Raw genomic sequence first — 22,945 nt, forward strand, 5'->3', positions numbered from 1 at the left:
CAGAATCTACTGGCTAACTTAAAGGTCGAACCTGGTCGCACAGTCCTAGGTCAACTGCGCGAACCTCACGGACCCGGTGACTTCAAGCGTTAACGTCGCTTTTATCCTGCGTTAACACAAGGATAAGCACTGCACTGAAATGTGGAAGGACTCGCCTATGAGCACTGCCTTCGAACGGCTGGCCATTCCGGGACGCGAACCTGCCGGTGGCAATATTGCTCAGCGCCCCGCTTGCTGGAAACTCCTCAGTGTCGAGGACGATCCCACGTATCAGGCATCTCTGTTGTACAGCCTGGGAAAACTGGAATACGACGGTATCCCGGTCGAGATTCTGACTGCCGGTTCCGCCGCCGAAGCCGCCACGCTACTAAGCGCTCACCCCGATATTGCGGTCGTTCTGCTCGATGTGGTGATGGAGGATGATGACAGTGGCTTGCGCCTGGTCAATACCATCCGCGAACGCCTCGGCAACCACCAGATCCGCATAATTCTGTTAACCGGGCAGCCAGGCATGGCGCCGCGCAAGGATGTGATGCGCCAGTACGATATCGATGACTATTGGCAGAAAGCCGACCTCAAGGCTGACCAACTGATCACGCTGATCACCGGCAATCTGCGTACCTGGGTCTATATCACAGAGCTGGAGCGCGCCCGACAGGGGCTGCAGCTGCTGGTCGAAGCAAGCAGGGCGCTGACCAGCAAGCGTGACCTGCAAAGCTTCAGCCACACCCTGCTGGAGCAGATAGGCAACATCATCGGCGCCGGTGAAGGCGGCATAGTCAGTGCCGTCTCCAACGAGAGCGACTCCCTTGAAGAGGCCGAGGTGATGGCCTGCAGCGGTTGCTATTCAGGCCAGGCATCCAAGGTGCCCGGGCTCATCGACGACAACGCCATACACACCGATATCGGCAACGCCCGCGCCGAAAAGCGCCATATTTTCCGTGACAGCTACAGCGTGCTCTACTTCGGCACCGCCGAAATCGATCCGCGTGAATATGTCACCGTGGTGAAAGCCGATACCCGGCCTTCCCGCTACCATATCAGCCTGCTGCAGGTATTTGCCGAACAGGTCAGCGGCGGTTTCGCCAACATCGCCCTCAACAACCGCCTCAGCGAACTGGCGTACTACGACGACCTGCTCAATATCCCCAATCGCAACTGGCTGGTCTGGGAGATGAAGCGACTGAGCCGCCGGGAGCGCGCCAGGCTGCAGCTAACGCTGCTCGACCTGGATCGCTTCTCCGATGTCACCGTGACCCTGGGAACCGCATTCAGCGACAAGCTGATCGAACAGATGTACAGCCAATTGAAAGCGAAGCTGGATGACTACATCAGTATCGCCCGCACAGGGCTCGACTCCTTCGCTATTCTCGGCCACCGCGATACCGCCCCCACCGACGCCACCATCAAATCCCTGATTGGCCAGCCCCTGAATATCGATGGCGCCGAGCATTCCCTGTCTATCACCGCCTCATCACTGCCGCTTTCCGAGCTGGACCACCTGCAACCACGCGAGATACTGCGTATCGCCGAGTGCTGTATCGATACCGCACGGCAACAGCACCTCAACTTTCTGGAATACAGTGCCGGCTTCGATGAGGAGATACGCCATCGCTACGCCCTGATGAGCGATCTGCGTCAGGCCCTGGCCCAGCGCGCGCTGCATATCGAGCTACAACCCAAGGTCAGCCTGAGTGATAACCGCCTGATTGGCTTTGAAGCCCTGGCCCGCTGGGAACGGGAGGATGGCAGCCGGGTAAGGCCGGATCAGTTTATTCCACTGGCAGAAACCGCAGGCCTTATCGGCGAGCTGGACCAGCTGGTTGTAGAGCTGGCCTGTAACGCGATCAAACAGCTCAACGCGGCGGGAATCGATGTGCCGGTGGCCTTTAACGCCTCCAGTGACGAGCTGTTCGACCCGGACTACTTCGACACCCTGGTCGGCACACTGAAAAAATATGGCATCAGGCCGGAACAGCTGAACCTGGAGATCACCGAGTCCCGGGCGATGGAAAGCTACGAGAAGATCGCACCGCAACTCAAGCGGCTGATCGATATGGGCATGGCCGTCAGTATCGACGACTTTGGCACCGGTTATTCTTCGCTGTCACATATCACTCACCTGGCCGCGACCACGTTGAAAATAGACCAGGTGTTTGTGCGCCAGATGGGCGAATCACCCCAGGCGGCTCATGTCGTCGACATGATCCTGCGCATCAGTGAACGCTTTGGCCTGAACACCGTAGCCGAGGGTGTGGAAACCCTTGCACAGCGGGAGCAGCTGCTAGCCAAGGGGTGTCTCGCAGCCCAGGGTTATCTGTTCTCACGCCCACAAAGGCTTGAAGTGCTGATCGATAAACTCGCAGCGAACCCTGTCTTCACGCTGCCAACCGACGATGAACACCGATAACAGCGCGGTTGCACAGCTGCAGGAGCAGGAACACAGACTACCCCAGGGCCAGTCTCCACGTCGGCTGGCAACAGGCCTTACGATTCTGCTGACGCTGCTGGTGACCAGCGGCAGCTATTTCGCCTACCACCAGCTACTCGACCTCTATACCCAGCCGATCATGACCCAACAGAGTGCAGACCTGAACTTCGGCGCTGCCACTCTGTCCCGGGAGCTCGGACACCTGCGTGATCTGACCCTGATGATCAAACGCAGCCCGCCGGTCAGAATTGCGCTCAACCCCTACCGCGCCCTGGATAGCAATCTGCTGCATCGGGAATTTATCCGTTTCAGCCAGGATCATGCGCTTATCTCACAGGTGCGCTGGATCGACGCATCCGGCGAGGAGCAAGTAAGAATCAACTTTGTCTCCGGCGAAGCCGAGATCGTCCCCCCGGACGAATTACAGAACAAGGCCGACCGCTACTACTTCCAGCAGGCGATGGCCTATCCGCTGGACCAGGTCTATATCAGCCCGCTGGATCTGAATATCGAGCGTGGCCAGATCGAACGGCCGCTTAAACCCACCCTTCGCGCAGCAGTCCGCACCACCAATACGGAAACGATGCGAGAGGGGGTGATCGTCATCAATTACGACCTGCGGGAGTTGTTTAATGCGATTCGCGCCACCTACTCCCGAGACTCCGCCACCGAGCTGATCAACACCTCCGGATTCTGGCTGGTAAGCCGTTCACCGGAGCAGGAGTGGGGTCATCTGTTCGATAATCCCGAGGCGCAGCTGGGTAACAAGTTTCCCGAGCTTTGGCGGCAGATCAAAGCACGCCCCACAGCCAACGATGTGCACGCGGAAGGAAGGATCTGGAGCTGGGAAAAGCTGGCCCTGATTGAACGGCCGGGAGAGGGGCGCGAAGTTTTAATTCTGCTGACATCATCCTCGGTGGACCTGGTATCAGGCATTACCGGCAAACTCTGGCTACTCGTTACTCTCTGCGCGCTGACGGTAATCGCCCTCGGGAGCTGGCTGATTACACTGTTCCTGCGCTCCGAAGCACGCCAGCGCGTGCTCTACCAGCGCATCAACCAGGAACACCTGAAACTCCAGACGGTACACCACTCGCTGGTCACGGCTCATGAGCAGCAATCTCTGCTGCAGGAGGAACTGGTCGAAACCCGTAAACTCTCCTCTCTCGGTATGATGGTTGCCGGCGTCGCCCATGAGCTGAACACCCCCACCGGCGGCGCGTTGATGGTACTCAGCAGCGTCGAAGGACAGCTGAAAAGCCTGAAACAGACACATACATCCTCACAACAGCAGGCCGCACTGACACACGCCGAGGAGGGCATGGGCCTGGCGATGCGCAACCTGAACCAGGTCAGCCGCCTGATTACGAGCTTCAAGCGCCTCGCACTGGATCGTGCCGATGATGAGCTTCGGCATGTCTATCTGAACGATCTGGTCACGGATCTTGAGCTCACGCTTTCGCCCCTGTTCAGAAAACAGCCGATTAGTCTGACAACCGAGATTCCGCCCGATACTCACCTCTATACCCATCCTGGGATTATTTCGCAGATACTGCAGAACCTGATCGAGAATGCGCTGACCCACGCCTTCGCCCCGGGACAGAAGGGCTGCATTCAGCTCAGCGCAAAGCCACTGCCAGGCGCAAAACTGGAGCTGGCCGTCACTGACAACGGCCGGGGGATCGACCCAGACCTGCGCAAAAGCCTGTTTGACCCCTTTGTTACCTCAGGCCGGGGCCGCGGTCACACAGGTTTAGGACTTCATCTGGTTCACCAGTGGGTTCACCGACTGCTCCATGGTAGCATCGAGGTCCAATCCGAATTCGGCCGGGGCAGCTGTTTCATATTGCGTATCCCCGTTGATTGCCGGCTCAGCACGGAACAGGAAAAGGACTGAAGAATGGCGACAACGCTGTGCGTTTTCTGTGGTTCCCGAAAGGGCGCCAACCCGCGTTTCGAGAAGGTTGCGTTCGAACTTGGTACGGCAATCGCTGCCCAGGGTTCTTCGCTGGTCTATGGCGGCGGTTCCGTCGGCCTGATGGGTGCAGTCGCTGACGGCGTGATGAGCGCTGGCGGCGAAGTCACCGGCGTGATTCCGGAAAGCCTGTTCAAGGCCGAAGTCGCCCACCAGCAACTGACTTCGCTGGAAGTTGTACCCGATATGCACGCCCGAAAGGCCCGCATGGCCAGCCTGGCCGATGCGTTTATCGCCTTGCCCGGCGGCATCGGCACCTTCGAAGAGCTGTTCGAAGTCTGGACCTGGGCCCAGCTGGGTTATCACGACAAGCCCGTCGCGCTGCTCAATGTGGATAACTTTTACGACCCGCTGCTCGGTTTTCTGGATCACACCCGCCGCCAGGGATTTATCCACGACCAGTGCCGCTCACTGCTGCGGGTTGAAGAGGAGATCCCGGCACTGCTCGACCTGTTGAACCAGGCCATAGACCGCTCCGGCAGCCTCTGGGCGCCGGAAAAAATATAGACACTGGCCATGAGATGGCTCAGTCCATCGGTTTTTCCTGACCTTATGTCCCGGCTCGTCGCCCACCGACGAGCCGCCATACTGTTTTTCTTCGTCCTGTGCATAGTTTTGCCCGTTAACGGCGTTGTTCTGCCAGCCACGGCGGGCGCCGAACCCCTGGTGCTCGCCCAGGTCAGTGACCGACCGAAGAAAGACTTCAAACAGCTGCTACCGATGGCGCGCTATATGGCTGACCGGTTGCAAGCCTATGGCTTTAACGGCGCCCAAGTGCAGCTGTACGACAGTGCCGAAGCGCTGATCGGCGCGGTAAGGCAGGGAGAAGTACACTGGATCAGCGAAACGCCCTATACCTCGGCGCGCCTGATGCAAGAAACCGCGAGTACCCCTTTGGCCAAAAAGTGGAAAAACGGTCAGCAGCAGTATCAAACGATGATATTCACCCTGAAACGGCGCGAAATACTATCCCTGCAGGATCTGGTGGGTCAGCGCATCGCGTTTGAACACCCGGACTCGTTCAGCAGCTATTTTCTGCCCCGGCGTATTCTGGAAAACGCCGGGCTTTCGCTGGTCGAGCTGGAACGGCCTGAGGATCCGGTGCCCGAAGGGCAGGTGGGCTACCTGTTCAGCCGTAACGAGAAAAACAATGCGCTCTGGGTCGACAAGGAGATCGTGGCTGCCGGCACATTGAATAACGGCGACTGGCTCAATCCGGATCGAGTCATGCCGGAAATGCACGAGCGCTTCCACGTTATCCACCGCTCCGCCTTTTACCCCCGCGCCTTCGAGCTGGCGACGCCGGCATTATCGCCTGAGGCCGCACTTGCACTGCGCGAGGAACTGCTCGCCCTGAGCCAGGAAAACCATGCAGGATTACTGGCGCGTTACGAGCAGACGGAACAATTCAGCCCATTGGAACTACAGGACCTGAACTTTCTTCAGGAGCTGACCGATACGGGAGGCCGGGCACCATGAAGCGGCGTTTTTCGGTCATCTGCCGACTTTCTTTACTACTCACGCTACTCTCTGCTCTCATCCTGCTTGCCTTGATGATGGCAGTGGATGACTCGCTGAAAACCTACCTCAGAGAATCCAACCGCGCGGATCAGGACAAACTGACCGAGGTGGCACGGCGCCAGCTCGAACATGACGCCCAGCTGCTGCTGCGCTCCCTGAGCGACAGCCTGCGTGTGGATATCTATAACCAGGACTTCAGCGCCATCGGCGATGCACTCGAACGTCTGGGCAAATTCCGTAACCTCGACTACATCTACGTTTACGACCACAACGGTTCCATCCTCCACGATGGCAGTGCCGACGTTCCGCTCTATGGCGAACCGATCACCTCGCATACACCGCCCCAACTGCTTACCGGGCTTGTGGAAGGACGTTTCTGGAGCGGTGAACACCTGCACCTGAACAGCCGTGTGGAAGCCAGCGGAGAAGCGTTTGCGGCGATTACCGCCGGTTTTGATTTCACCTCTGCGTTCAACGAAATCAAGGCACACAGAGAAGATATGATCAGCGCCGAGTACAGTCTGTTTCAGAATGTACGCAAGGCGGTGCTGCTCACCTTTATGATTCTGCTGCCGATCTGCATGCTCAGCGCCATCTGGATCACTCGCGGCATGCTGAAGCCGCTGCAGGTGCTGACCAACCGCAGCAGTCGCTACGCCGAGGGGGAGCGCAATCTAACCTTCGAGCTGCATCGGCCCGATGAGTTCGGCCGTCTGGGAACGGCGCTGGAGCGGATGCGCCAGGCGCTCGAGGAGAGCCACGACCAGGTTCGACAGATGGCTTACGAAGATACCGTGACCAATCTGCCCAACCGGCGCTGGTTCCAGAACCGTCTCAGCGAAATGATGCATCGCAGCGCCAGCCTGGACGGGACTTTCGCGGTGCTGTTTATCGATCTTGATCACTTCAAGCAGGTCAACGACACCGCCGGCCACGAACGTGGTGACCAGCTGTTGCGGGAAGTCTCAAAGCGTCTGCAGACCTGTGTACAGGCAAACCGCCTGCAACGCGGTCCGGCGGCCGAACTGGCACGTTTGGGAGGCGATGAGTTTGTGGTGCTGCTGCCGGCCATTCAGAGCGCCGAGGACGCTGCCGAAACCGCCAGAGCACTGCTGGGGTCTCTGGCGCCGCCGTTCCTGCTCTATGGGCAGTATTTCTCCATCTCCTGCAGCATCGGCATCACGCTGTATCCTGATGATGGGATCAGCGCCAGCGAAATTCTCAAGCACGCGGATGTGGCGATGTATTCCGCCAAGCAGCACGGCCGCAACCAGTTCGCCTTTTTCCAGCCGCAGATGACCGAAGAGATTCGCGAGCACCTGGAGATCCAGCAGGGCATCAAGGAGGCGATCGACAAGGATTACCTCTACCTCGATTATCAACCGCTCTACTCCATGGAAAGCGGGCAGATGATCGGTGCCGAAGCACTGCTGCGCTGGCGGCACCCGATTAAAGGACTGCTGTCACCGGCGCGCTTTATACCGATCATCGAAGAATCGGACCTGATCGAGGATGTCACCCGCTGGGTGGCCAACCGTGCCGCTAGAGATCTGAAAAAGATCCTCGACCTGCGGGAACATTTCTCCGTTGCGATCAACATCTCAGGTGCCGCGCTGCACCAGTTGGAGATGTGCGAGTACATCTGCGAACTCAAGCAGCACCTGGCGTTGCCGGATAAAACCCTGAGTATAGAGATCACCGAAACCAGCATGATCAGCCACCTGGACAGCTGCGAGGCGGTGCTGCGCCGCTGGAAGCGGGCCGGCATCGACATCTGGATTGACGATTTCGGCACCGGTTACTCATCCCTGGCCTACCTGAACAGCCTCTCCATCGATGGGCTCAAGATCGACCAGTCCTTCGTGCACAACCTGATCGACGGCCACTCCCGACCGCTGATCGATGCCATGATCGCCCTGGCTGACTCACTGTCGATCGGAACCGTGGCAGAAGGGATAGAAACTGATCGACAGCATGAAGAACTCAAAGCGATGGGCGTAGAGTATGGCCAGGGCTTTGGTCTCGCTCGCCCAATGCGTATAGATGCATTGATGCAGCTGCTCGAGACAGAGGAAAACGTCCGGCCATGAGATCCGCAGCGCGATACTCTCTACCCTTATTGATCGGTATGGCAACGGGCATGGCGGCGCCAGTGTTCGCAGAGGTCGAGCTGAAAACCCAGCTTGAGTACAAGGATGGCCAGCGCCACAGCGAGATCAAATATGAGGATGATGGCAGCTTCGACGAGCGCGACGTAAAACGTAAAAGTCGCTGGGAGAGCGATACCCTGCTCAGCGCCGAGCTCAACCCTGATTCCGACTGGGTCTGGAGCGCGCGTCTGGGCTACAACGCCCGCCGAACGGTTGATTACAGCCGCGAATACCGCGAGGATGGATCATTAAAGAAGGATAAAACCCGCACCGAGTGGCGTCAGAGCCCCTATGTTGGCGTGGGTCTGAGAATGGATTTCGGCTCCCTGCTGGGCGGTGATGCCTGGTCTTTCCGGGCCTACCATGACCGTTTTATCGACGTGGAGTACCGCGCCACCGGGCTTGCCGAAGATGCCAAACCGATAGCCGGCCGCGGTAATGGCCGGGAAACCAAGCTGACGCTCCAGGCCGAATACCCGTCGCCCTGGTACAGTGTTTATCTACTGCCTAAACTCAGTATCAAGCATGAGCAGTACAGCGCCTGGACCAACAGCGCCCAGGATGAGCGGGAAAACGCGGAGCAGGAGCTCCAGTACGAAGCACGGCTCTGGTTGGACTGGATTATGCCGGTCGCCGGTTGGGAGTTGATGTTGGGCCCCACCTGGCAACTGGAAGACAAGGCCAAGCGCAAAGCTCACCAGCCCTGGGAATGGGAAAATGAGGAGCAGTGGATCGGTACGCTGAAGCTCGAGTACGAATCCCCCATGCCCGGCTTTGAAATGGAGCTGGCCGCAGAGCACTGGCTTAATGGTGCCGATCGGGATGACACCCGTTATAAACTTGAACTGAGCTACGAGTTTTAGAAGGACGAATCACCGCGGGGCAGGGAAGCTCCGCTGAATAATTCCAGGGAAAGGAGAAACACCATGACCACCCCGCTATTCTGGTCGGGCGCGGCGTTACTTTGTCTGACCGCTCCCAGCGTTATCGCCGCTGCCCAGGCTCCAGCCATCATGAGCGCCGAGCGACTGCAAAGCGATCAGACCATCGACAGCCCCGCCTATTTCATCAGTGAGAAACTTGATGGCGTTCGCACCCGCTGGACCGGCACCGAAATGCTGACCCGCAGCGGCTTCAGAATCACCGCGCCGGCAACACTGCTCTCGGCGCTGCCACCGGTCCCCCTGGATGCAGAACTCTGGCTCGGGCGGGCCCGTTTCAGTGAGATGAGCGGACTGATACAGAGAGCCGATCCACAGGATCCGCTCTGGCAGCAGGCTCAGCTCAAGATCTTCGATCTGCCGGCTCATCCCGGAGGCTTCAACGAGCGGCTGACAGCGCTTACCGAACTGATCGGAGCTGTGGATAACCCGCAGATCAGCCTGGTTGAACAGAAACGTGGCCTTTCCCGCGCCGAGATAGACGAGCTGCTGGAGCAGACACGCCGCGTCGGTGGCGAGGGGCTGATGCTGCACCACTTTGCCGGCCACTACGTGAACGCCCGCACCAACCTGCTGCTGAAGTACCGCGGCTACGACGACGCCGAAGCGGAAGTCGTGGGCTATACACGTGGCCAGGGCAAGTACGAGGGCATGACCGGAGCGCTGATTGTCGAAACCAGGGAAGGGCTGCGTTTTCGTCTCGGGTCGGGATTAAGTGACGAGGAGCGGGCCAGCCCGCCTGATATCGGCAGTTGGGTGACCTATAGATTCAACGGCCTGACCAGCGGAGGAGTCCCGCGTTTTGCCCGGTTTGTACGGATCTATAACCCTGAGATTTAAACATTCCGTTGGCAACGGTAAGAGGCACACCCCCGTGCCGATTGAAACCGGCATCGCGGTCATTCCGGGCATTAACGGATGATCGCGGCGGGGCGCCGCTGCTACTGGAACACCGATAAACAGGCACAAAAAAGGCCCCTTCCGGGGCCTTTCTGTATCTATCTGTGGCGAACGATCAGAGTCGGACTTCGACGCCCTTCTCGCGCATATATTCTTTCGCCTGCGGAATGGTGTACTCATTGAAGTGGAAGATCGATGCCGCCAGCACCGCATCCGCCTTGCCTTCGATACAGCCTTCCACCAGGTGATCCAGGTTGCCGACACCGCCGGAGGCGATCACCGGTACCTGCACCGCTTCGGATATGGCGCGGGTCACGCCGATGTCGTAACCGTTCTTGACGCCATCCTGGTCCATGGAGGTCAGCAGGATCTCACCGGCGCCCAGTTCAACCATCTTTTTCGCCCATTCAACGGCATCCAGACCGGTCGGTTTGCGGCCACCGTGGGTGAAGATCTCCCACTTGTCCGTTTCGCCTTCCTTGGAGACTTTCTTGGCGTCGATGGCGACCACGATACACTGGCTGCCGAAACGCTCGGCGGCTTCACGCACGAACTCCGGGTTGAACACGGCCGCGGTGTTGATCGATACCTTGTCGGCACCGGCGTTGAGCATCTTGCGGATATCTTCGCAGGTGCGGATACCGCCGCCCACGGTCAGCGGGATAAACACCTCAGCAGCCATGCGCTCCACGGTATGCACCATGGTATCGCGCTCTTCATGGCTGGCGGTGATATCCAGGAAGGTGATCTCGTCCGCGCCCTGCTCGTTGTAGCGCTTGGCGACCTCGACCGGATCGCCGGCATCGCGGATATCGAGAAACTTCACGCCTTTAACCACGCGGCCGTTCTCAACATCGAGACAGGGAATAATGCGTTTTGCCAGTGCCATGATCGTCTCCGCTCTTCTTACTTACTCAGCTGTTACTTGCTCAGCTCGTCGCTCAGTTGCTGAGCTTCGGCCACATCCAGCGTGCCTTCATAGATGGCACGACCGGTGATGGCACCGAGGATGCCCTGATCAGCCACAGCCGCCAGTTTGCGGATATCTTCGATATCGGTGACACCGCCGGAGGCGATCACCGGAATACCGGCTTCGCGGGCCAGCTCCACGGTGGCTTCCACGTTGACGCCCTGCATCATGCCGTCACGGCTGATATCGGTGTAAACGATGGCGCTGACGCCATCGTTACGGAAACGCTTGGCCAGATCCACGGCTTTCACGTCGGTGATCTCGGCCCAGCCGTCGATCGCTACGTAGCCGTCCTGTGCGTCCAGGCCGACGATGATGTGACCCGGGAACTGCTTGCACATCTCGGTGACGAACTCGGGCTCTTTTGCCGCCTTGGTACCGATGATGACGTACTCAACGCCCGCATCCAGATAAGCCTGGATAGTTTCAGCAGAGCGGATACCGCCACCGATCTGGATCGGCAGATCCGGATAGGCCTTGGCGATGGCGTTGACGATTTCTCCGTTCACCGGGTTACCGGCGAAGGCGCCGTTCAGGTCCACCAGGTGCAGACGACGGCAGCCGGCTTCAACCCACTTGGCGGCCATGTCGACCGGGTTGTCGGAAAATACGGTGGAATCGTCCATGCGGCCCTGACGCAGGCGTACGCATTTGCCATCCTTGAGATCGATCGCGGGGATAATCAGCATTGTGGATAAAACCTTGAAAGTCTGTCTCGGGGACGCAGGCCTTAGGCCTGACCGTCCCAGTTAAGGAAGTTCTTCAGCAGCTGCAGGCCTGCAGTATGGCTCTTTTCCGGGTGGAACTGGGTGGCAAACACGTTCTTGTGCGCCAGTGCCACATCGAAATCCACACCGTAATGGCAGGTTGCGGCAACCTGCTCACGCTGCGCCAGCTTCACATAGTAGCTGTGGACAAAATAGAAACGGCTGCCGTTGTCGATATCTTTCCACAGCGGATGGTCGATGCTCTGCTGCACCTCGTTCCAGCCCATGTGCGGCACCTTGAGACGATCGCTGCAGCCGGCTTCGCGAAGCTCTTCGCCGAAAAAGTTAACCCGGCCTTCAAACTCGCCGAGGCAGTCGACGCCGCCGTTCTCTTCAGAGAACTCCATCAGCGCCTGGTAACCGACACAGATACCGAGGAACGGCTTACCGGAGGCGATCGCCTCGCGCACCTCTTTATCCACACCCAGACGACGGATCTCGGCCATACAGTCGCGGATCGCGCCAACGCCGGGCAGCAAAACACGGTCGGCACTGCGCACCTGTTCCGGATCAGCGGTTACACGCACTTCAACACCGGGCTGGACATGCTCGAGCGCCTTGGCGACCGAGTGCAGGTTGCCCATGCCGTAATCGATAACTGCGATACTGCTCATCTCAGAGGCATCCCTTGGTCGACGGCATGATTCCGGCGGCACGCGGGTCTTCCTCCAGTGCCATGCGGATGGCACGGCCGAACGCCTTGAAGATCGTCTCGGCCTGGTGGTGGGTGTTCTTGCCCTTGAGGTTGTCGATGTGCAGCGTCACCTGAGCGTGGTTGACAAAGCCGTGGAAGAATTCACTGAACAGATCCACGTCGAAGCTACCGACGCGACCACGGGTGAAGTCCACATCCATAGCGAGGCCCGGACGGCCGGAGAAGTCGATAACCACGCGGGACAGCGCTTCATCCAGCGGCACATAGGCGTGGCCGTAACGGCGGATCCCTTTCTTGTCACCCACAGCCTGATGGAACGCCTGGCCCAGGGTGATGCCGATATCCTCGACGGTGTGATGATCGTCGATGTGCAGATCGCCAATGGCATTGATCTCCATATCGATCAGACCATGACGGGCAATCTGATCCATCATGTGGTCAAGGAAAGGAACGCCAGTATCGGACTCGAACTGGCCTGTGCCATCGAGGTTGATCGATACGGTGATCTGGGTTTCCAGAGTGTTACGGGTCACTCTGGCGGTACGATCGGCCATCTCTGTCTCCACCGTTGCGCGTGCGTGGGCTTTTGAAAGTGTTTAAGGCGCACATTATACAGTAAGCAGCGACCAACGGCAGCGCCAGGAAAGCTATGGAGTTCATAGTCTGAACGGTTTGACCTCGGGTTTGTCACATAGCAGCATGAAACACGCGTTAGCCTGCCTTCTCACAATAAAGACACGCACAATAGACAATTAGCTACAATGACTGCGGCAACCCCTGCACATACAGAGGCTTACAGGACCCACCTATGAAATTGATAACACGGCTGTTAATCGGATTGCTGGCAGTAATCGTTATAATCATCGGAGCCGGCGGCGCGCTGCTTGGGTTTATCGTCGATCCGAACGACTACCGCAGCGATATAGAACAGGCGGCCCGAGACCAGGCCGGCCTCGATCTCAAGATTAACGGCGAAATCGACTGGTCCGTGTTCCCCTGGTTGGGGCTGGCGGTCAACGATATCGATCTACGCTACACCGATAAGCCGGAGCTGGCCCAGCTGCAGCAGGCCCAGGTGTCTGTGAAGCTGATGCCGTTGTTTGGCGGTAACGTGGAGATGAGCAGTGTTCAGATTAACGGTCTGAAACTGAATCTGATCGCCAACGAGCAGGGCAATAACTGGACCGGTCAGGAAACCGCCGCCAGCAACGACGAACCGGCACAGCAGGAAAGCGGCAGCGACGAAAGCAACGAATCCTTCCTGAAAAGCCTCAGTATCGAAGAGATCGTGCTCAGCGATGCCCAGGTTACCTACAGCGATGAATCCGCCGGCAGCCGCGTGGAAGTCACCGGCCTGAACCTGACCACCGGCCAGCTGATGCCCAACCAGCCGATCCCGCTGGAGCTGAGTGCCGAGGTCAAGCAGTTCCAGAACAACGCAGAAACCCTGTCACTAACCACCTCCCTGACCGCCAACGCACTTCTGGACCTGGCCAGCCAGAGCTACCAGCTCAGCGATATCGTTGCGACCACCGGCATCACGGGCCTGACCCCGGGAGAACCGCTTGAGCTGAACATCGAAGCCGATCTCGATGCCAACCTGGCTGAACAGCTGGCCAATCTGGATCTGCAGAAGCTGGCCCTGGCTAACCTTAACGCCAGTGCCCAGGTCAGTGTGGAGCAGTTTGACTCACCTATGATCAAGGGCGCCCTGAAGGTCGATGACTTCGATCTGAAGCAGCTCCTGGAAACTCTGGGTCAGAGCGCGCCGGAAACCGCCGATGCTGACGCACTGACCCGTATAGGCCTCAGCGCCACCCTCAGCGGTACCCGCGATACCCTGGCGTTTAACCCACTGACAATCACCGTTGACGACAGCAGCTTCACCGGCAACGCCGCCGTTGACCTCAACACCCTGGGCCAGGCGGTCACCCTGAAAGGCGAAAGCTTTAACGCCGACCGCTACCTGCCGCCAGCCAGTGAAGGTTCAGATAGCGCAGCGGGCGAGGGCAGCAGCACCGCCAGCGGCGAGCGCTGGTCGAAGGAAGAGATCATTCCGATCGAACCGCTGCAGGCACTGAATCTCAATGCCAGCTTTGACCTGGGCAAACTGACTATCTCCGGCATCGTCGCGAACAATGTGGGCCTGACGCTGAGTGCACATGACAGCGTGGTTGAAATGAGCCGCATCAACGCCGATATGTACTCCGGCACCATCCGCAACAGCGCCAAGCTGGATGCCCGTGAAAAGCCGCTGAAGATCAATATCAGCGAAAAGATCAGCGGTATTCAGATCGGCGAGCTGCTCACGGACCTTACCGACAGCGCACCGCTGACAGGTACTTTCAGCTCCGACGCCCTGCTCAGCGCCCGTGGCCAGTCGGTACACTCCATCATCAACTCCCTCAGCGGCATGCTGAACATCAAGGCCTCCGACGGTGTCATCGAAGGGATCAGCATGGCGCAGACCCTCTGCCAGGGGATCAATAACGTGGCCAGCCTCGGCGTGAATGCCGAGCAGGTGGACCAGTCCACACCGTTCGCCGATATGGGAGGCTCGTTCAATATCACCAACGGCGTGGTCAGCAACAAGGACCTTACCGCCAACCTGGATGCGCTGACCCTGGGCGGCAGCGGCAACGTGGATCTGCCTCAGGCGCTGATCGACTACCGCCTGGGCCTGACCATCAAGTCCAACCTGTTCAACGAAACCTGCTCGATCAACAACCGTCTGGAAGGTGTCGAGTTCCCGGTGAACTGCAAGGGCTCCTTCGATACAGATCCGGCGCAGATGTGCCGTCCGGATGCCAGCGCCTTCACCAACCTGATCAAGGCGGAAGCACAGAAACGGATTGAAGAGGAAATGGGCGGTAAGATCGAGGAACAGAAGGGCAAGCTCGAAGAAAAACTGGGTGAGAAACTCGGCGACGAGGGCGCCAAATCCCTGCTGAAAGGGCTGTTTGGTAACTGATGACCAGTTTGACTCACATCGAAATGACGCCGGAAGAGTTCCATACGGCCGTACTGGACTGGTTTGACCAGCACGGCCGCAAGGACCTCCCCTGGCAGGAGGAAAAGCTCGCCTATAACACCTGGATCTCTGAAATCATGCTGCAGCAGACCCAGGTGGCCACGGTGATCCCCTACTACCAGCGCTTTATGCAGCGTTTTCCGGATGTACACTGCCTCGCCGAGGCCCATATCGACGAGGTATTGCATCTCTGGACAGGGCTGGGCTACTACGCCCGCGCCCGCAACCTGCACAAAGCGGCGAACATCGTCAGCAATGATTTTGGCGGCGAGTTTCCGCTCAGCGTCGACGAACTGGAAAAGCTGCCCGGCATCGGTCGCTCCACCGCCGGCGCTATCCTGTCGATCTCCAGCGGCCGCCGCGCTGCCATCCTCGATGGCAACGTCAAACGGGTACTGGCACGCTGCTATGCGGTGGAGGGCTGGTCCGGTCAGACAGCTGTGCAGAAAAAGCTCTGGAGCCTGGCGGAACGCAACACCCCCAACCATCGGGTGGGGGACTATACCCAGGCAATGATGGACCTGGGTGCGACTCTCTGCACCCGCAGCAAGCCGAGCTGCCTACTCTGCCCGCTACAGCCCTCATGCAAGGCCTTTGCCCTGGGCATGACCGACAAACTGCCGTCGCCGAAGCCGAAAAAGGTGCAGCCAGTCAAACAGACGCAGATGTTGATCATCCGTAACCAGGAAGGCGACATACTTCTGACCCAGCGCCCACCCACAGGCATCTGGGGCGGTCTATGGAGCCTGCCTGAGGTGCAGGACCTGCGCGACGCGCCTGCCGAACTGGGGCTGGAAATAGCAGCGGCAGAGCCGTTGGAACCCCTGCGCCACACTTTCAGCCACTACCATCTGGATATCACCCCGGTGCTGGTTAGCCTGAAAGACCCCACAAACTGCGTCATGGAAGGGCCGCCAACACTCTGGTATAACACCCGCCAACCACAAAATATTGGCCTGGCTGCACCGGTGAAAAAACTGCTGCACTCCATCACCGACACCAGCAACACGGGAGACAAACCATGAGCCGCACAGTGATCTGCCGCAAATACAAAAAAGAGATGGAAGGTCTGGACCGTCCGCCGTATCCCGGCCCGGTTGGTCAGGATATCTTCGACAACGTCTCCAAGCAGGCCTGGCAGGAGTGGACCGACCACCAGACCATGCTGATCAACGAGAAGCACCTGAGCCTGATGGACCCGAACAGCCGCAAATATCTGCAGGAAGAGATGCAGAAATTCCTCTCCGGTGAAGAGTTCGACAAGGCTGAAGGCTACGTGCCGCCATCCGAGAGCAACTAATAGAAATTAAATAAAGAAAAGTGAAAACAAGGCGTTGACACCCTCCATGAAGTCGGGTTTAATACGCGCCTCGTTGCCCGGATAGCTCAGTCGGTAGAGCAGGGGATTGAAAATCCCCGTGTCGGTGGTTCGATTCCGCCTCCGGGCACCAACGACTTCAGAAGCCCTGCATCATTGATGCGGGGCTTCGTCGTTTCGGGCCCTCTGAAACTATTTTCGCCGCCTCTTTCAGCGACGCTCCCAGACAGTCTTAGCCTTCGGACCCAAGCGCTTTATCAGCCTCGCCGGGTGCTCTGCTCACTACTCTGCTCACCTCCTGCTTCACTGATTCTTCCGTTCTGAAACCACACTCGCATCACCCCGGCCACTCCCTGTAACCGCCCGATAACATTTGTCGTGTCTAATCCCCGGCTCTATTCGTTCAACTCCTTGTTCAATTTTGGGGGCACTATGCTCGGCAATATCAGTATCTGGCAGTTGGTTATCGTGCTGGCGATCATCATTCTGCTTTTTGGCACCAAAAAACTGCGCAACATCGGTGGCGACCTGGGCAGCTCCCTGAAGAGCTTTAAGAAAGCGATCAGCGATGAAGATTCCAAGTTGAATGCTGACAGCGCCCAGCGCAGCGTGCCTGCCGATCAGGACGCTTCCTTTGCGGAATCCGCCCAGCCGGAGAGCCGCAGCAACCCTCTGCCCAATAAGTAAAGCGCAGCTTCATGGTTGATATCGGCTTCACAGAAATGCTGTTAGTCGCTGTCGTCGCACTGCTGGTGCTGGGCCCTGAGCGGCTTCCGGTCGCGGCCCGCACCTGTGGCCTCTGGCTGGGACGCATCCGCCGCATGGTCGGTTCGATCCAGCAGGAGATCAACGAAGAGCTCAAGGTGGATGAACTGAAGCAGGCCACTGCCGCCAGGAAGGCACAGTTCAAGCAGGAGTTCGACAAGGCACGTCGTCCCTTCGCTGCGGACGCAGCAGATGATGCTGCCACGAACACCGCAACCGCACGCAGTGCCGACGATCTCGCGACAGCCAGCACTTCAACACAGACTTCGCCCAACACAGGCACTCTATGAGCACTCAAACTGCCGATCAGGCGCTGCCTTTGCGGTCGCACCTGATTGAACTGCGCCAGCGCCTGTTGCGTTGCGTGCTGGTTATTCTGGTTATCTTTCTCGCCCTGTTCTCCTTTGCCAACGATCTCTACACCTGGGTTTCCGCGCCGCTGACGGCACTGATGCCGGCAGGTACCAGCATGATCGCGACGGATGTCACCTCGCCGTTCTTTGCACCGTTCAAGCTGACCCTGATGGTATCGATATTGATCGCCATGCCGCTGCTGCTGCATCAGGCATGGAGTTATATCGCCCCGGGTCTGTACGGTCATGAGAAGAAGCTGGCGGCGCCGATCCTGGCGTCCAGCGTGGTGCTGTTTTACCTAGGCATCGCTTTTGCCTATGGCGTGGTGTTTCCGATCATCTTTGGCTTTTTCACCAGCGTGGGGCCGGAAAACATCGCGGTGATGACCGATATCAGCAGCTATCTGAATTTCGTGCTGAAGCTGTTTTTCGCTTTCGGGGTGGTGTTTGAGATACCGATCGCCACGCTACTGGTGATCAGCTCGGGCATGACCAGCGTGCAGGAGCTGCAGTCCAAGCGCCCTTATGTGATCGTCGGCTGCTTCGTGATCGGCATGCTGCTGACACCGCCGGATCTGATCTCCCAGAGCCTGCTGGCGGTGCCGATGTGGCTGCTGTTTGAGCTGGGTCTACTGCTGGGCAGAGCGATGACACTGGGTTCATCCCAGGCGAGTGCAGCGGTAGAGGAAAACTAAGCCGCTGCTCTTTTATCAGTTTATCTGCGTTTTAGCGGCGCTTCACCAGCGCCAGCCGCGTTTAACCACGCCAGTTCCATCTGACACCAACCCCAGCAGTCTGGCCGGCTCATCCAGGCTGCTGCCGGGCTCAATGTTGCCCCGCAAGCGGCTGCGGCGGCTCTCCAGATCTGCGTAAAACCGTAGCGCCTGTCCCGTTCCCTGGGTGTTAAGCTGCAACCGGGTTGTCTCGCCACAGTTCAGCATCAGGCGTACCTGGCCAAAATCGGTTTTAACCGGCTGCCGCAGCTGCAGCGAATCACTGGAGACTTGCCCCGAGGCTCGCTGACAGTCGATCCCGCTGCCTGCCAGCGTGATCTCGCCCTGCCACTCGCCCTGCCAGACAAAGCCGGAGCCCGGCTGCGCAGCCGCCCTGACAAAGCCATACTCACTGGGCTGAGGCCGAATCCTGCTCTGCCACTGCCAGGGCCAGCCCTGCCAGGTCGCTGCCCAGCGTTGCTGGGATACCTGAAGATCGACTTCAGCCTGCAGCGGCCAGCCGGGCTTCAGTTGCCAGTTCAGTGCTCCCAGCTGCCAACCGGGCCCGGACAGGGACGCCAGGCCACCGTTAAGCAGGCTGCCATGCGCCTCGCCAAGCTGAAGATCCCTGGGCAGGGTCACCCGATCCAGCCAGAATGACAGCGGCGCCCCCAGCACCAGGGTAACCAGGAACAGGCTTAGGGCCGCCAGCCCGCAGGCTGATGGCCAAAGCAGGGATTTAATCTTCATATTGATCCTTCCCGCAGATTGATCGCCTGGAACAGAAACGCGAACTGCACCTCATCGCCACGGTTATCCAGCTGCCAGTCGCGGCTATACCAGCCACGGGCGCTGGCATCCCTGACCAGCCGCTGTACCGCCTCAAGTTCCATCCCCTGGCCTCGCAGCTGCCAGCCATCGCCGACGGGGCTGAGCTCCTGCGCCAGCAGATCGTGCTGCTGCAACAGCTGCCGCCAGTCCGCTTCCTGCATAGGTACACTCAGCAACAGCTGCTCACTCTGTTGCGACAGCTGCTGCCAGCGCTCGCCGTTCTGCTTCCAGTTGAGCAGCTGCTGCCCCAGCAGCCAGGCGATCAACACCAGTATGATCACTCCGGCCAGTGCCAGACGACGGCGCTCATCCGGCGAGCGGCTGTGCCAGTATTTTTGCTTCAAGTTCATGATTGCACCTCCGCATCCATTAGCTGTGACAGCTGCAACCGCGCTTTTCCATCCAGAATTTCCAACGCCATATTCACACGCTGAGATTCCGGAAGCTGAGCCGACCAACTCTCCCTGATCTGTTCCAGCGCGGGTGTCTCACCTTCGCCCTGCCAGATCAGGCTGGCGTGAAAACCGGTCTCGATACTGTTTCCAAGCCGCTGCAGCCGCCACTGGGGATGTTGAGCAAGCCAGTCAGACAGTGCAATGGTGAGCCCTTCCGTCTCGCTCAGCTGCTGTAACGGCAGTTGTTGCATGCGCAGCTGACGCGTCAGTTGCCGCTGCACCTGCTCCAGATCGGTGCTGGATCCAAGCCCCAAACGCTGCGCCAGCAGTTGATTCGCAGCCTGCTGCTCGCGCCATTGAAAGGCGCCGGTGGCGAGGAGATAAGCCAGGGCGGCCACAGCGGTCAGCTGCAGCGGACGGCGCAGCCCTGTCGGGAGCTTGATCCCCGACGCCTTAGCCTGCCGTGTGGGTTTCAACAGCGAGGTTGCTGCGGAGCTACCTGGCGCCAGCGCCTCGAGTTCATCGACTTCATCGCTGTATTCGCGCCAGCTCTGTACCGCCCATTTTTCCGGCAGCGCGGGCAACTGATTGCCCGGCCAGCTGAGAAAACCGCCGGCACTTTCTTTGTCCGCCGCTTTCAACAGAAGGAGGTTGGCAGGCCCCTGCCAGCCCAGAACACTACCCGGTACAGGCGGCATCAACTGTAGATCGAACAGGACTCGCGTCAGCTTGAAACCCTGCTCAGCCAGCCAGGATTGCCAGGAGTGCAGCAGCGACTTGTCGCAGGCCAGCAGCTGCAGACGCCCCTCGGCCTGGCCGAGTTTCACAATCTGTTGAGTCTCCGGGTCAGACAGCAGCTGCTCCTCCAGCAGAAGCGCATATTCCTGTGCCTTGAGGCCCGGTGGGGCGACCACATCAAACAGGCTGGCGTCAGCTCCCTGCAGCACCAGGGTGACCGGCAGCCGCCGATGCTGAGACGGCGGAAGCCCCCGCCCCGACGCCTGGGTTTCGCCATGACGTCGCTGCAGCCAGCAGAGTCCTGCGCCTTCATCCGGGAGTCCGGGACTCGCAGGGCGCAGTAGCAGTTCTTCCCTGGAGGAAGCACCGAACCAGCGCTTCCTGCCAGATGCCGTCTGAGCGGCAGCTGCTGTGGCCAGAGCGACCTCTTTTTCCACGTCCATTATTCTGTTCATCGTCTTCAATTCTCACCCGGCAGCACGAAGGTGCAGACATAAGGCGCGGGCGCAGTGCCCGGCTTCAGTGCCATCCGGAAATTCAGTTGTACCGCTTCGGTGTGGCTGCCCGGTTGCCCGGGGTATTCCTGCCAGCGCTCGCCCACCCGGAAAGCCAGCCGCACATCGCTGACCCGCTCCAGCAACGCCAGGGTTTGCCAGCGTGGAGCTGCCGGCGTATCCAGATCGGCACTGACACCCAACCAGAGCTGTCCCTCCTGCCAGTGCAGCGCCTGGCGCTGCACCGCGCTGTGCTGATGCGCCGCCACCTGCCAACCCTCGGTTGCACCAAAGCGCTCCGATACAGGCCCAGCGCTGTTTTCAGTCGAGGCGATCACACCGGCAAGCCCCGGCCCGCTCAGCGCCACCCACTCCAGCCGTTGCCGATCCGGCTGCCAGTCGAGGCGATCGTTGTAGAGCGCCAGGTTGTGCGCCTGCAGCGGACGCAGCACCAGCGCCGCGAAGCGGTTGTCCAGCTGCTGGCATAGCTCCAGCACCTCGCTATCCCGGGTAGAGGCTTCCGTTTTGTGGGTGCGCAGCCCCACCCAACCGTCGATCAGCGTGGCCAGCATCACGCCCAGCAGAGCGGTCATCGCCAATGCCAGCATCAGCTCGATCAGCGTCAGACCCTGCTGGCTTTTTTTATCGGCGGTCGACTTCATGGCGCCGCCAGAAACAGGCTGTAGCGATCCAGCGGGCGCTGTTTATCGGTCTCGTCAAACAGCACCAGTTCACCGCGTCTAACACCGCGCAGCCCGGTGGAGTTCACATCCATCTGCCAGTGACAGACACGCTCGCCCTGCACCAGCTCACCCTGCTGTCGCCCGGGAGATGGCCAGTAGGATTCCACTTCAAAGCGCGCCATCAATTCGCGGGCACAGAGCGCGGTGAAGGTGCGGTCGACGCTGGCCAGCTGCAGTTCTACCCGCTGGCCGATCACCTGGCTCACCGCGACTGCCATGGTGGCGGCAATAAACAGCGCTACCATTACCTCGATCAGCGTGAAACCCTGTTGCAACCGCATCACTGGCTCCCCAGATACAGCTGGCCGTGCTCATCCAGCCGTGCCTGGCCATTGGGCCAGGACCAGCTCAGCGCCTCACCCAGGCGTTCGCCGCCGGGCATCCAGATACGCTGAGGCTCAGGCAGATCCTCGCCGCGAAATGGATTGATGGATCGCCCGGTGTTTTGAGCCAGCAGAAGATCCTGGGGCCAGTCCTTGCTGTTGCCGGGGCCATCGCGGCCCAGATCGGTCCAGCCGAGCTGACCACTCTCCGGTGAGAGCCGCATAAAGCGGTAAGCACCGGCGCTGAAATACCAGCCGACGACCCAACCGCGCTGGCGTGCCAGAGTATCGGCCTGGGCGAAACGCACTTCCAGTTGCTGCAGCCGCGATTCGTAGAGACGTCCGGGATCACCGCCCAGCCAGGCCAGCCCCAGGGCGCTGATCATCCCGATCAACGCCAGCACCAGCATCAGCTCCAGCAGGGTGAAGCCGGACTGGCCCTGTGCTGCCGAGGTACCTCCACGCATCGACCGAACCCGCCGTCAGAGCGACCAGTTACCGATATCGGCATCGCTGCCTTCGCCACCGGGCAGGCCGTCGGCACCCAGGGAGAACACATCGATACGGCCATGCTCGCCCGGCATACGGTACTGGTAGGGCATGCCCCAGGGATCTTCCGGCAGACGTCGGATATAGCCATCATCCCGATAGCTGCGCGGTTCCGGCGGCTGCGCCGGACGGGTTACCAGCGCCGCGAGTCCCTGTTCGGTGCTGGGGTAGCGCAGGTTATCGAGGCGGTACATATCCAGCGCCTGCTCCAGCGTCGCCAGGTCGGCGCGGACTTTCTGCTCCACCGCCTTGTCCTGGTTGCTGAGCACGTTGGGCGCCACGATCGCCACAAGGAGACCGATGATGAAGATCACCACCATGATCTCCATCAGCGTGAAACCGGCCGAGGAATGATGTTTGCGTTTAATGCTGGGCGACATGA

At 59.4% G+C, this 22,945-nt stretch carries 24 protein-coding genes and 1 tRNA gene; 14 read left to right on the plus strand and 11 right to left on the minus strand.

Features of this window, described 5'->3' with window-relative positions; translation table 11 throughout:
• Positions 1-157: 157 nt before the first annotated feature.
• From CLV83_RS18705 to CLV83_RS18735, 7 genes are all read left to right on the plus strand, one after another.
• Positions 158-2,410: a putative bifunctional diguanylate cyclase/phosphodiesterase gene (locus tag CLV83_RS18705; protein ID WP_165900353.1), complete on the plus strand. Its 2,253-nt coding sequence runs from the start codon at positions 158-160 to the stop codon at positions 2,408-2,410.
• A complete protein-coding gene (locus CLV83_RS18710) occupies positions 2,397-4,328 on the plus strand; it encodes a sensor histidine kinase (RefSeq protein WP_132296208.1) in 1,932 nt (643 codons plus the stop codon). Before CLV83_RS18705 ends, CLV83_RS18710 begins: the two co-directional genes overlap by 14 nt.
• A 3-nt stretch (positions 4,329-4,331) precedes the next feature.
• Positions 4,332-4,913 carry an LOG family protein gene (locus CLV83_RS18715; protein ID WP_132296211.1) on the plus strand — a complete coding sequence of 194 codons (582 nt, stop codon included), beginning with the start codon at positions 4,332-4,334 and terminating at the stop codon, positions 4,911-4,913.
• Between the two features lie 45 nt (positions 4,914-4,958).
• Entirely contained in the window at positions 4,959-5,885 is a 927-nt protein-coding gene (locus CLV83_RS18720) for a phosphate/phosphite/phosphonate ABC transporter substrate-binding protein (protein ID WP_165900354.1), read from the plus strand.
• Positions 5,882-8,017, plus strand: coding sequence for a putative bifunctional diguanylate cyclase/phosphodiesterase (locus CLV83_RS18725; protein WP_132296217.1), 2,136 nt, complete (start codon positions 5,882-5,884; stop codon positions 8,015-8,017). The genes CLV83_RS18720 and CLV83_RS18725 overlap by 4 nt, the downstream gene beginning before the upstream one ends.
• Positions 8,014-8,940 (plus strand): hypothetical protein, encoded by a 927-nt coding sequence (locus CLV83_RS18730; protein WP_132296220.1) that lies wholly within the window; start codon positions 8,014-8,016, stop codon positions 8,938-8,940. Before CLV83_RS18725 ends, CLV83_RS18730 begins: the two co-directional genes overlap by 4 nt.
• A gap of 63 nt (positions 8,941-9,003) precedes the next feature.
• Complete coding sequence (locus tag CLV83_RS18735) at positions 9,004-9,858, plus strand: DNA ligase (protein WP_132296223.1); 855 nt, start codon at positions 9,004-9,006, stop codon at positions 9,856-9,858.
• 175 nt (positions 9,859-10,033) lie between these two features.
• On the opposite strand, the gene hisF is transcribed toward CLV83_RS18735, so the two are convergent.
• Genes hisF through hisB form a run of 4 tightly spaced genes read right to left on the minus strand, consistent with a single transcriptional unit; the run spans position 10,034 to position 12,864 of the window.
• Positions 10,034-10,807 carry an imidazole glycerol phosphate synthase subunit HisF gene (gene hisF / locus CLV83_RS18740; RefSeq protein ID WP_132296226.1) on the minus strand — a complete coding sequence of 258 codons (774 nt, stop codon included), beginning with the start codon at positions 10,805-10,807 and terminating at the stop codon, positions 10,034-10,036.
• Between the two features lie 32 nt (positions 10,808-10,839).
• The gene (gene hisA, locus CLV83_RS18745) at positions 10,840-11,577 is read right to left on the minus strand and encodes a 1-(5-phosphoribosyl)-5-[(5-phosphoribosylamino)methylideneamino]imidazole-4-carboxamide isomerase (RefSeq protein WP_104005306.1); all 738 of its coding nucleotides are present in this window, start codon (positions 11,575-11,577) and stop codon (positions 10,840-10,842) included.
• A 41-nt stretch (positions 11,578-11,618) separates the two neighbouring features.
• A complete protein-coding gene (gene hisH / locus CLV83_RS18750) occupies positions 11,619-12,269 on the minus strand; it encodes an imidazole glycerol phosphate synthase subunit HisH (protein WP_132296229.1) in 651 nt (216 codons plus the stop codon).
• Position 12,270: 1 nt separating this feature from the next.
• Entirely contained in the window at positions 12,271-12,864 is a 594-nt protein-coding gene (hisB, locus tag CLV83_RS18755; RefSeq protein WP_132296232.1) for an imidazoleglycerol-phosphate dehydratase HisB, read from the minus strand.
• A 254-nt stretch (positions 12,865-13,118) separates the two neighbouring features.
• On the opposite strand from hisB, the gene CLV83_RS18760 reads away from it, so the two are divergent.
• The 7 genes from CLV83_RS18760 to tatC all read left to right on the plus strand — a co-directional run bounded on the left by CLV83_RS18760 (position 13,119) and on the right by tatC (position 18,472).
• Entirely contained in the window at positions 13,119-15,281 is a 2,163-nt protein-coding gene (locus tag CLV83_RS18760) for an AsmA family protein (RefSeq protein ID WP_132296235.1), read from the plus strand.
• 23 nt (positions 15,282-15,304) lie between these two features.
• Complete coding sequence (mutY, locus tag CLV83_RS18765; RefSeq protein ID WP_132296692.1) at positions 15,305-16,366, plus strand: A/G-specific adenine glycosylase; 1,062 nt, start codon at positions 15,305-15,307, stop codon at positions 16,364-16,366.
• Positions 16,363-16,641: an oxidative damage protection protein gene (locus CLV83_RS18770; protein ID WP_132296238.1), complete on the plus strand. Its 279-nt coding sequence runs from the start codon at positions 16,363-16,365 to the stop codon at positions 16,639-16,641. Before mutY ends, CLV83_RS18770 begins: the two co-directional genes overlap by 4 nt.
• 75 nt (positions 16,642-16,716) lie before the next feature.
• Positions 16,717-16,792: transfer RNA gene (locus tag CLV83_RS18775), tRNA-Phe, on the plus strand.
• 299 nt (positions 16,793-17,091) lie between these two features.
• Positions 17,092-17,346 (plus strand): twin-arginine translocase TatA/TatE family subunit, encoded by a 255-nt coding sequence (gene tatA / locus CLV83_RS18780; protein ID WP_132296241.1) that lies wholly within the window; start codon positions 17,092-17,094, stop codon positions 17,344-17,346.
• A gap of 35 nt (positions 17,347-17,381) precedes the next feature.
• Positions 17,382-17,714, plus strand: coding sequence for a Sec-independent protein translocase protein TatB (gene tatB, locus CLV83_RS18785; protein WP_243642445.1), 333 nt, complete (start codon positions 17,382-17,384; stop codon positions 17,712-17,714).
• Positions 17,711-18,472 (plus strand): twin-arginine translocase subunit TatC, encoded by a 762-nt coding sequence (gene tatC / locus CLV83_RS18790; RefSeq protein WP_132296244.1) that lies wholly within the window; start codon positions 17,711-17,713, stop codon positions 18,470-18,472. The genes tatB and tatC overlap by 4 nt, the downstream gene beginning before the upstream one ends.
• 42 nt (positions 18,473-18,514) lie before the next feature.
• Here tatC and gspN read toward each other — a convergent pair whose 3' ends face one another.
• Genes gspN through gspG form a run of 7 tightly spaced genes read right to left on the minus strand, consistent with a single transcriptional unit; the run spans position 18,515 to position 22,943 of the window.
• Positions 18,515-19,240, minus strand: a complete 726-nt coding sequence (gspN, locus tag CLV83_RS18795) for a type II secretion system protein N (protein WP_132296247.1) — start codon at positions 19,238-19,240, stop codon at positions 18,515-18,517.
• The gene (locus CLV83_RS18800) at positions 19,237-19,671 is read right to left on the minus strand and encodes a hypothetical protein (RefSeq protein WP_132296250.1); all 435 of its coding nucleotides are present in this window, start codon (positions 19,669-19,671) and stop codon (positions 19,237-19,239) included. The genes gspN and CLV83_RS18800 overlap by 4 nt, the downstream gene beginning before the upstream one ends.
• Complete coding sequence (locus CLV83_RS18805; RefSeq protein ID WP_132296253.1) at positions 19,668-20,909, minus strand: hypothetical protein; 1,242 nt, start codon at positions 20,907-20,909, stop codon at positions 19,668-19,670. Before CLV83_RS18805 ends, CLV83_RS18800 begins: the two co-directional genes overlap by 4 nt.
• A 5-nt stretch (positions 20,910-20,914) precedes the next feature.
• Positions 20,915-21,610: a PulJ/GspJ family protein gene (locus tag CLV83_RS18810; RefSeq protein WP_132296256.1), complete on the minus strand. Its 696-nt coding sequence runs from the start codon at positions 21,608-21,610 to the stop codon at positions 20,915-20,917.
• The gene (locus tag CLV83_RS18815; RefSeq protein ID WP_207894954.1) at positions 21,607-21,972 is read right to left on the minus strand and encodes a type II secretion system protein; all 366 of its coding nucleotides are present in this window, start codon (positions 21,970-21,972) and stop codon (positions 21,607-21,609) included. Before CLV83_RS18815 ends, CLV83_RS18810 begins: the two co-directional genes overlap by 4 nt.
• Complete coding sequence (locus CLV83_RS18820) at positions 21,972-22,481, minus strand: prepilin-type N-terminal cleavage/methylation domain-containing protein (RefSeq protein WP_132296262.1); 510 nt, start codon at positions 22,479-22,481, stop codon at positions 21,972-21,974. Before CLV83_RS18820 ends, CLV83_RS18815 begins: the two co-directional genes overlap by 1 nt.
• Before the next feature lie 15 nt (positions 22,482-22,496).
• A complete protein-coding gene (gene gspG / locus CLV83_RS18825; RefSeq protein ID WP_132296265.1) occupies positions 22,497-22,943 on the minus strand; it encodes a type II secretion system major pseudopilin GspG in 447 nt (148 codons plus the stop codon).
• Positions 22,944-22,945 lie beyond the last annotated feature (2 nt).

It is taken from the genome of Marinobacterium mangrovicola, assembly GCF_004339595.1.
In the GTDB taxonomy this organism is placed as follows: Bacteria; Pseudomonadota; Gammaproteobacteria; order Pseudomonadales; family Balneatricaceae; genus Marinobacterium_D; species Marinobacterium_D mangrovicola.

Bases quoted from the DNA above. Each gene is read 5' to 3' on its own strand.
- CLV83_RS18710 (WP_132296208.1), top strand. From the start codon at position 2,397: ATGAACACCGATAACAGCGCGGTTGCACAGCTGCAGGAGCAGGAACAC.
- CLV83_RS18720 (WP_165900354.1), top strand. From the start codon at position 4,959: ATGTCCCGGCTCGTCGCCCACCGACGAGCCGCCATACTGTTTTTCTTC.
- CLV83_RS18805 (WP_132296253.1), bottom strand. From the start codon at position 20,909: ATGAACAGAATAATGGACGTGGAAAAAGAGGTCGCTCTGGCCACAGCA.
- CLV83_RS18815 (WP_207894954.1), bottom strand. From the start codon at position 21,972: ATGCGGTTGCAACAGGGTTTCACGCTGATCGAGGTAATGGTAGCGCTG.
- tatA (WP_132296241.1), top strand. From the start codon at position 17,092: ATGCTCGGCAATATCAGTATCTGGCAGTTGGTTATCGTGCTGGCGATC.
- mutY (WP_132296692.1), top strand. From the start codon at position 15,305: ATGACGCCGGAAGAGTTCCATACGGCCGTACTGGACTGGTTTGACCAG.
- gspG (WP_132296265.1), bottom strand. From the start codon at position 22,943: ATGTCGCCCAGCATTAAACGCAAACATCATTCCTCGGCCGGTTTCACG.
- CLV83_RS18730 (WP_132296220.1), top strand. From the start codon at position 8,014: ATGAGATCCGCAGCGCGATACTCTCTACCCTTATTGATCGGTATGGCA.
- CLV83_RS18760 (WP_132296235.1), top strand. From the start codon at position 13,119: ATGAAATTGATAACACGGCTGTTAATCGGATTGCTGGCAGTAATCGTT.
- CLV83_RS18735 (WP_132296223.1), top strand. From the start codon at position 9,004: ATGACCACCCCGCTATTCTGGTCGGGCGCGGCGTTACTTTGTCTGACC.
- CLV83_RS18810 (WP_132296256.1), bottom strand. From the start codon at position 21,610: ATGAAGTCGACCGCCGATAAAAAAAGCCAGCAGGGTCTGACGCTGATC.
- tatB (WP_243642445.1), top strand. From the start codon at position 17,382: ATGCTGTTAGTCGCTGTCGTCGCACTGCTGGTGCTGGGCCCTGAGCGG.
- hisA (WP_104005306.1), bottom strand. From the start codon at position 11,577: ATGCTGATTATCCCCGCGATCGATCTCAAGGATGGCAAATGCGTACGC.
- CLV83_RS18820 (WP_132296262.1), bottom strand. From the start codon at position 22,481: ATGCGTGGAGGTACCTCGGCAGCACAGGGCCAGTCCGGCTTCACCCTG.
- hisF (WP_132296226.1), bottom strand. From the start codon at position 10,807: ATGGCACTGGCAAAACGCATTATTCCCTGTCTCGATGTTGAGAACGGC.
- CLV83_RS18725 (WP_132296217.1), top strand. From the start codon at position 5,882: ATGAAGCGGCGTTTTTCGGTCATCTGCCGACTTTCTTTACTACTCACG.
- CLV83_RS18800 (WP_132296250.1), bottom strand. From the start codon at position 19,671: ATGAACTTGAAGCAAAAATACTGGCACAGCCGCTCGCCGGATGAGCGC.
- CLV83_RS18705 (WP_165900353.1), top strand. From the start codon at position 158: ATGAGCACTGCCTTCGAACGGCTGGCCATTCCGGGACGCGAACCTGCC.
- tatC (WP_132296244.1), top strand. From the start codon at position 17,711: ATGAGCACTCAAACTGCCGATCAGGCGCTGCCTTTGCGGTCGCACCTG.
- hisH (WP_132296229.1), bottom strand. From the start codon at position 12,269: ATGAGCAGTATCGCAGTTATCGATTACGGCATGGGCAACCTGCACTCG.
- CLV83_RS18770 (WP_132296238.1), top strand. From the start codon at position 16,363: ATGAGCCGCACAGTGATCTGCCGCAAATACAAAAAAGAGATGGAAGGT.
- CLV83_RS18715 (WP_132296211.1), top strand. From the start codon at position 4,332: ATGGCGACAACGCTGTGCGTTTTCTGTGGTTCCCGAAAGGGCGCCAAC.
- hisB (WP_132296232.1), bottom strand. From the start codon at position 12,864: ATGGCCGATCGTACCGCCAGAGTGACCCGTAACACTCTGGAAACCCAG.
- gspN (WP_132296247.1), bottom strand. From the start codon at position 19,240: ATGAAGATTAAATCCCTGCTTTGGCCATCAGCCTGCGGGCTGGCGGCC.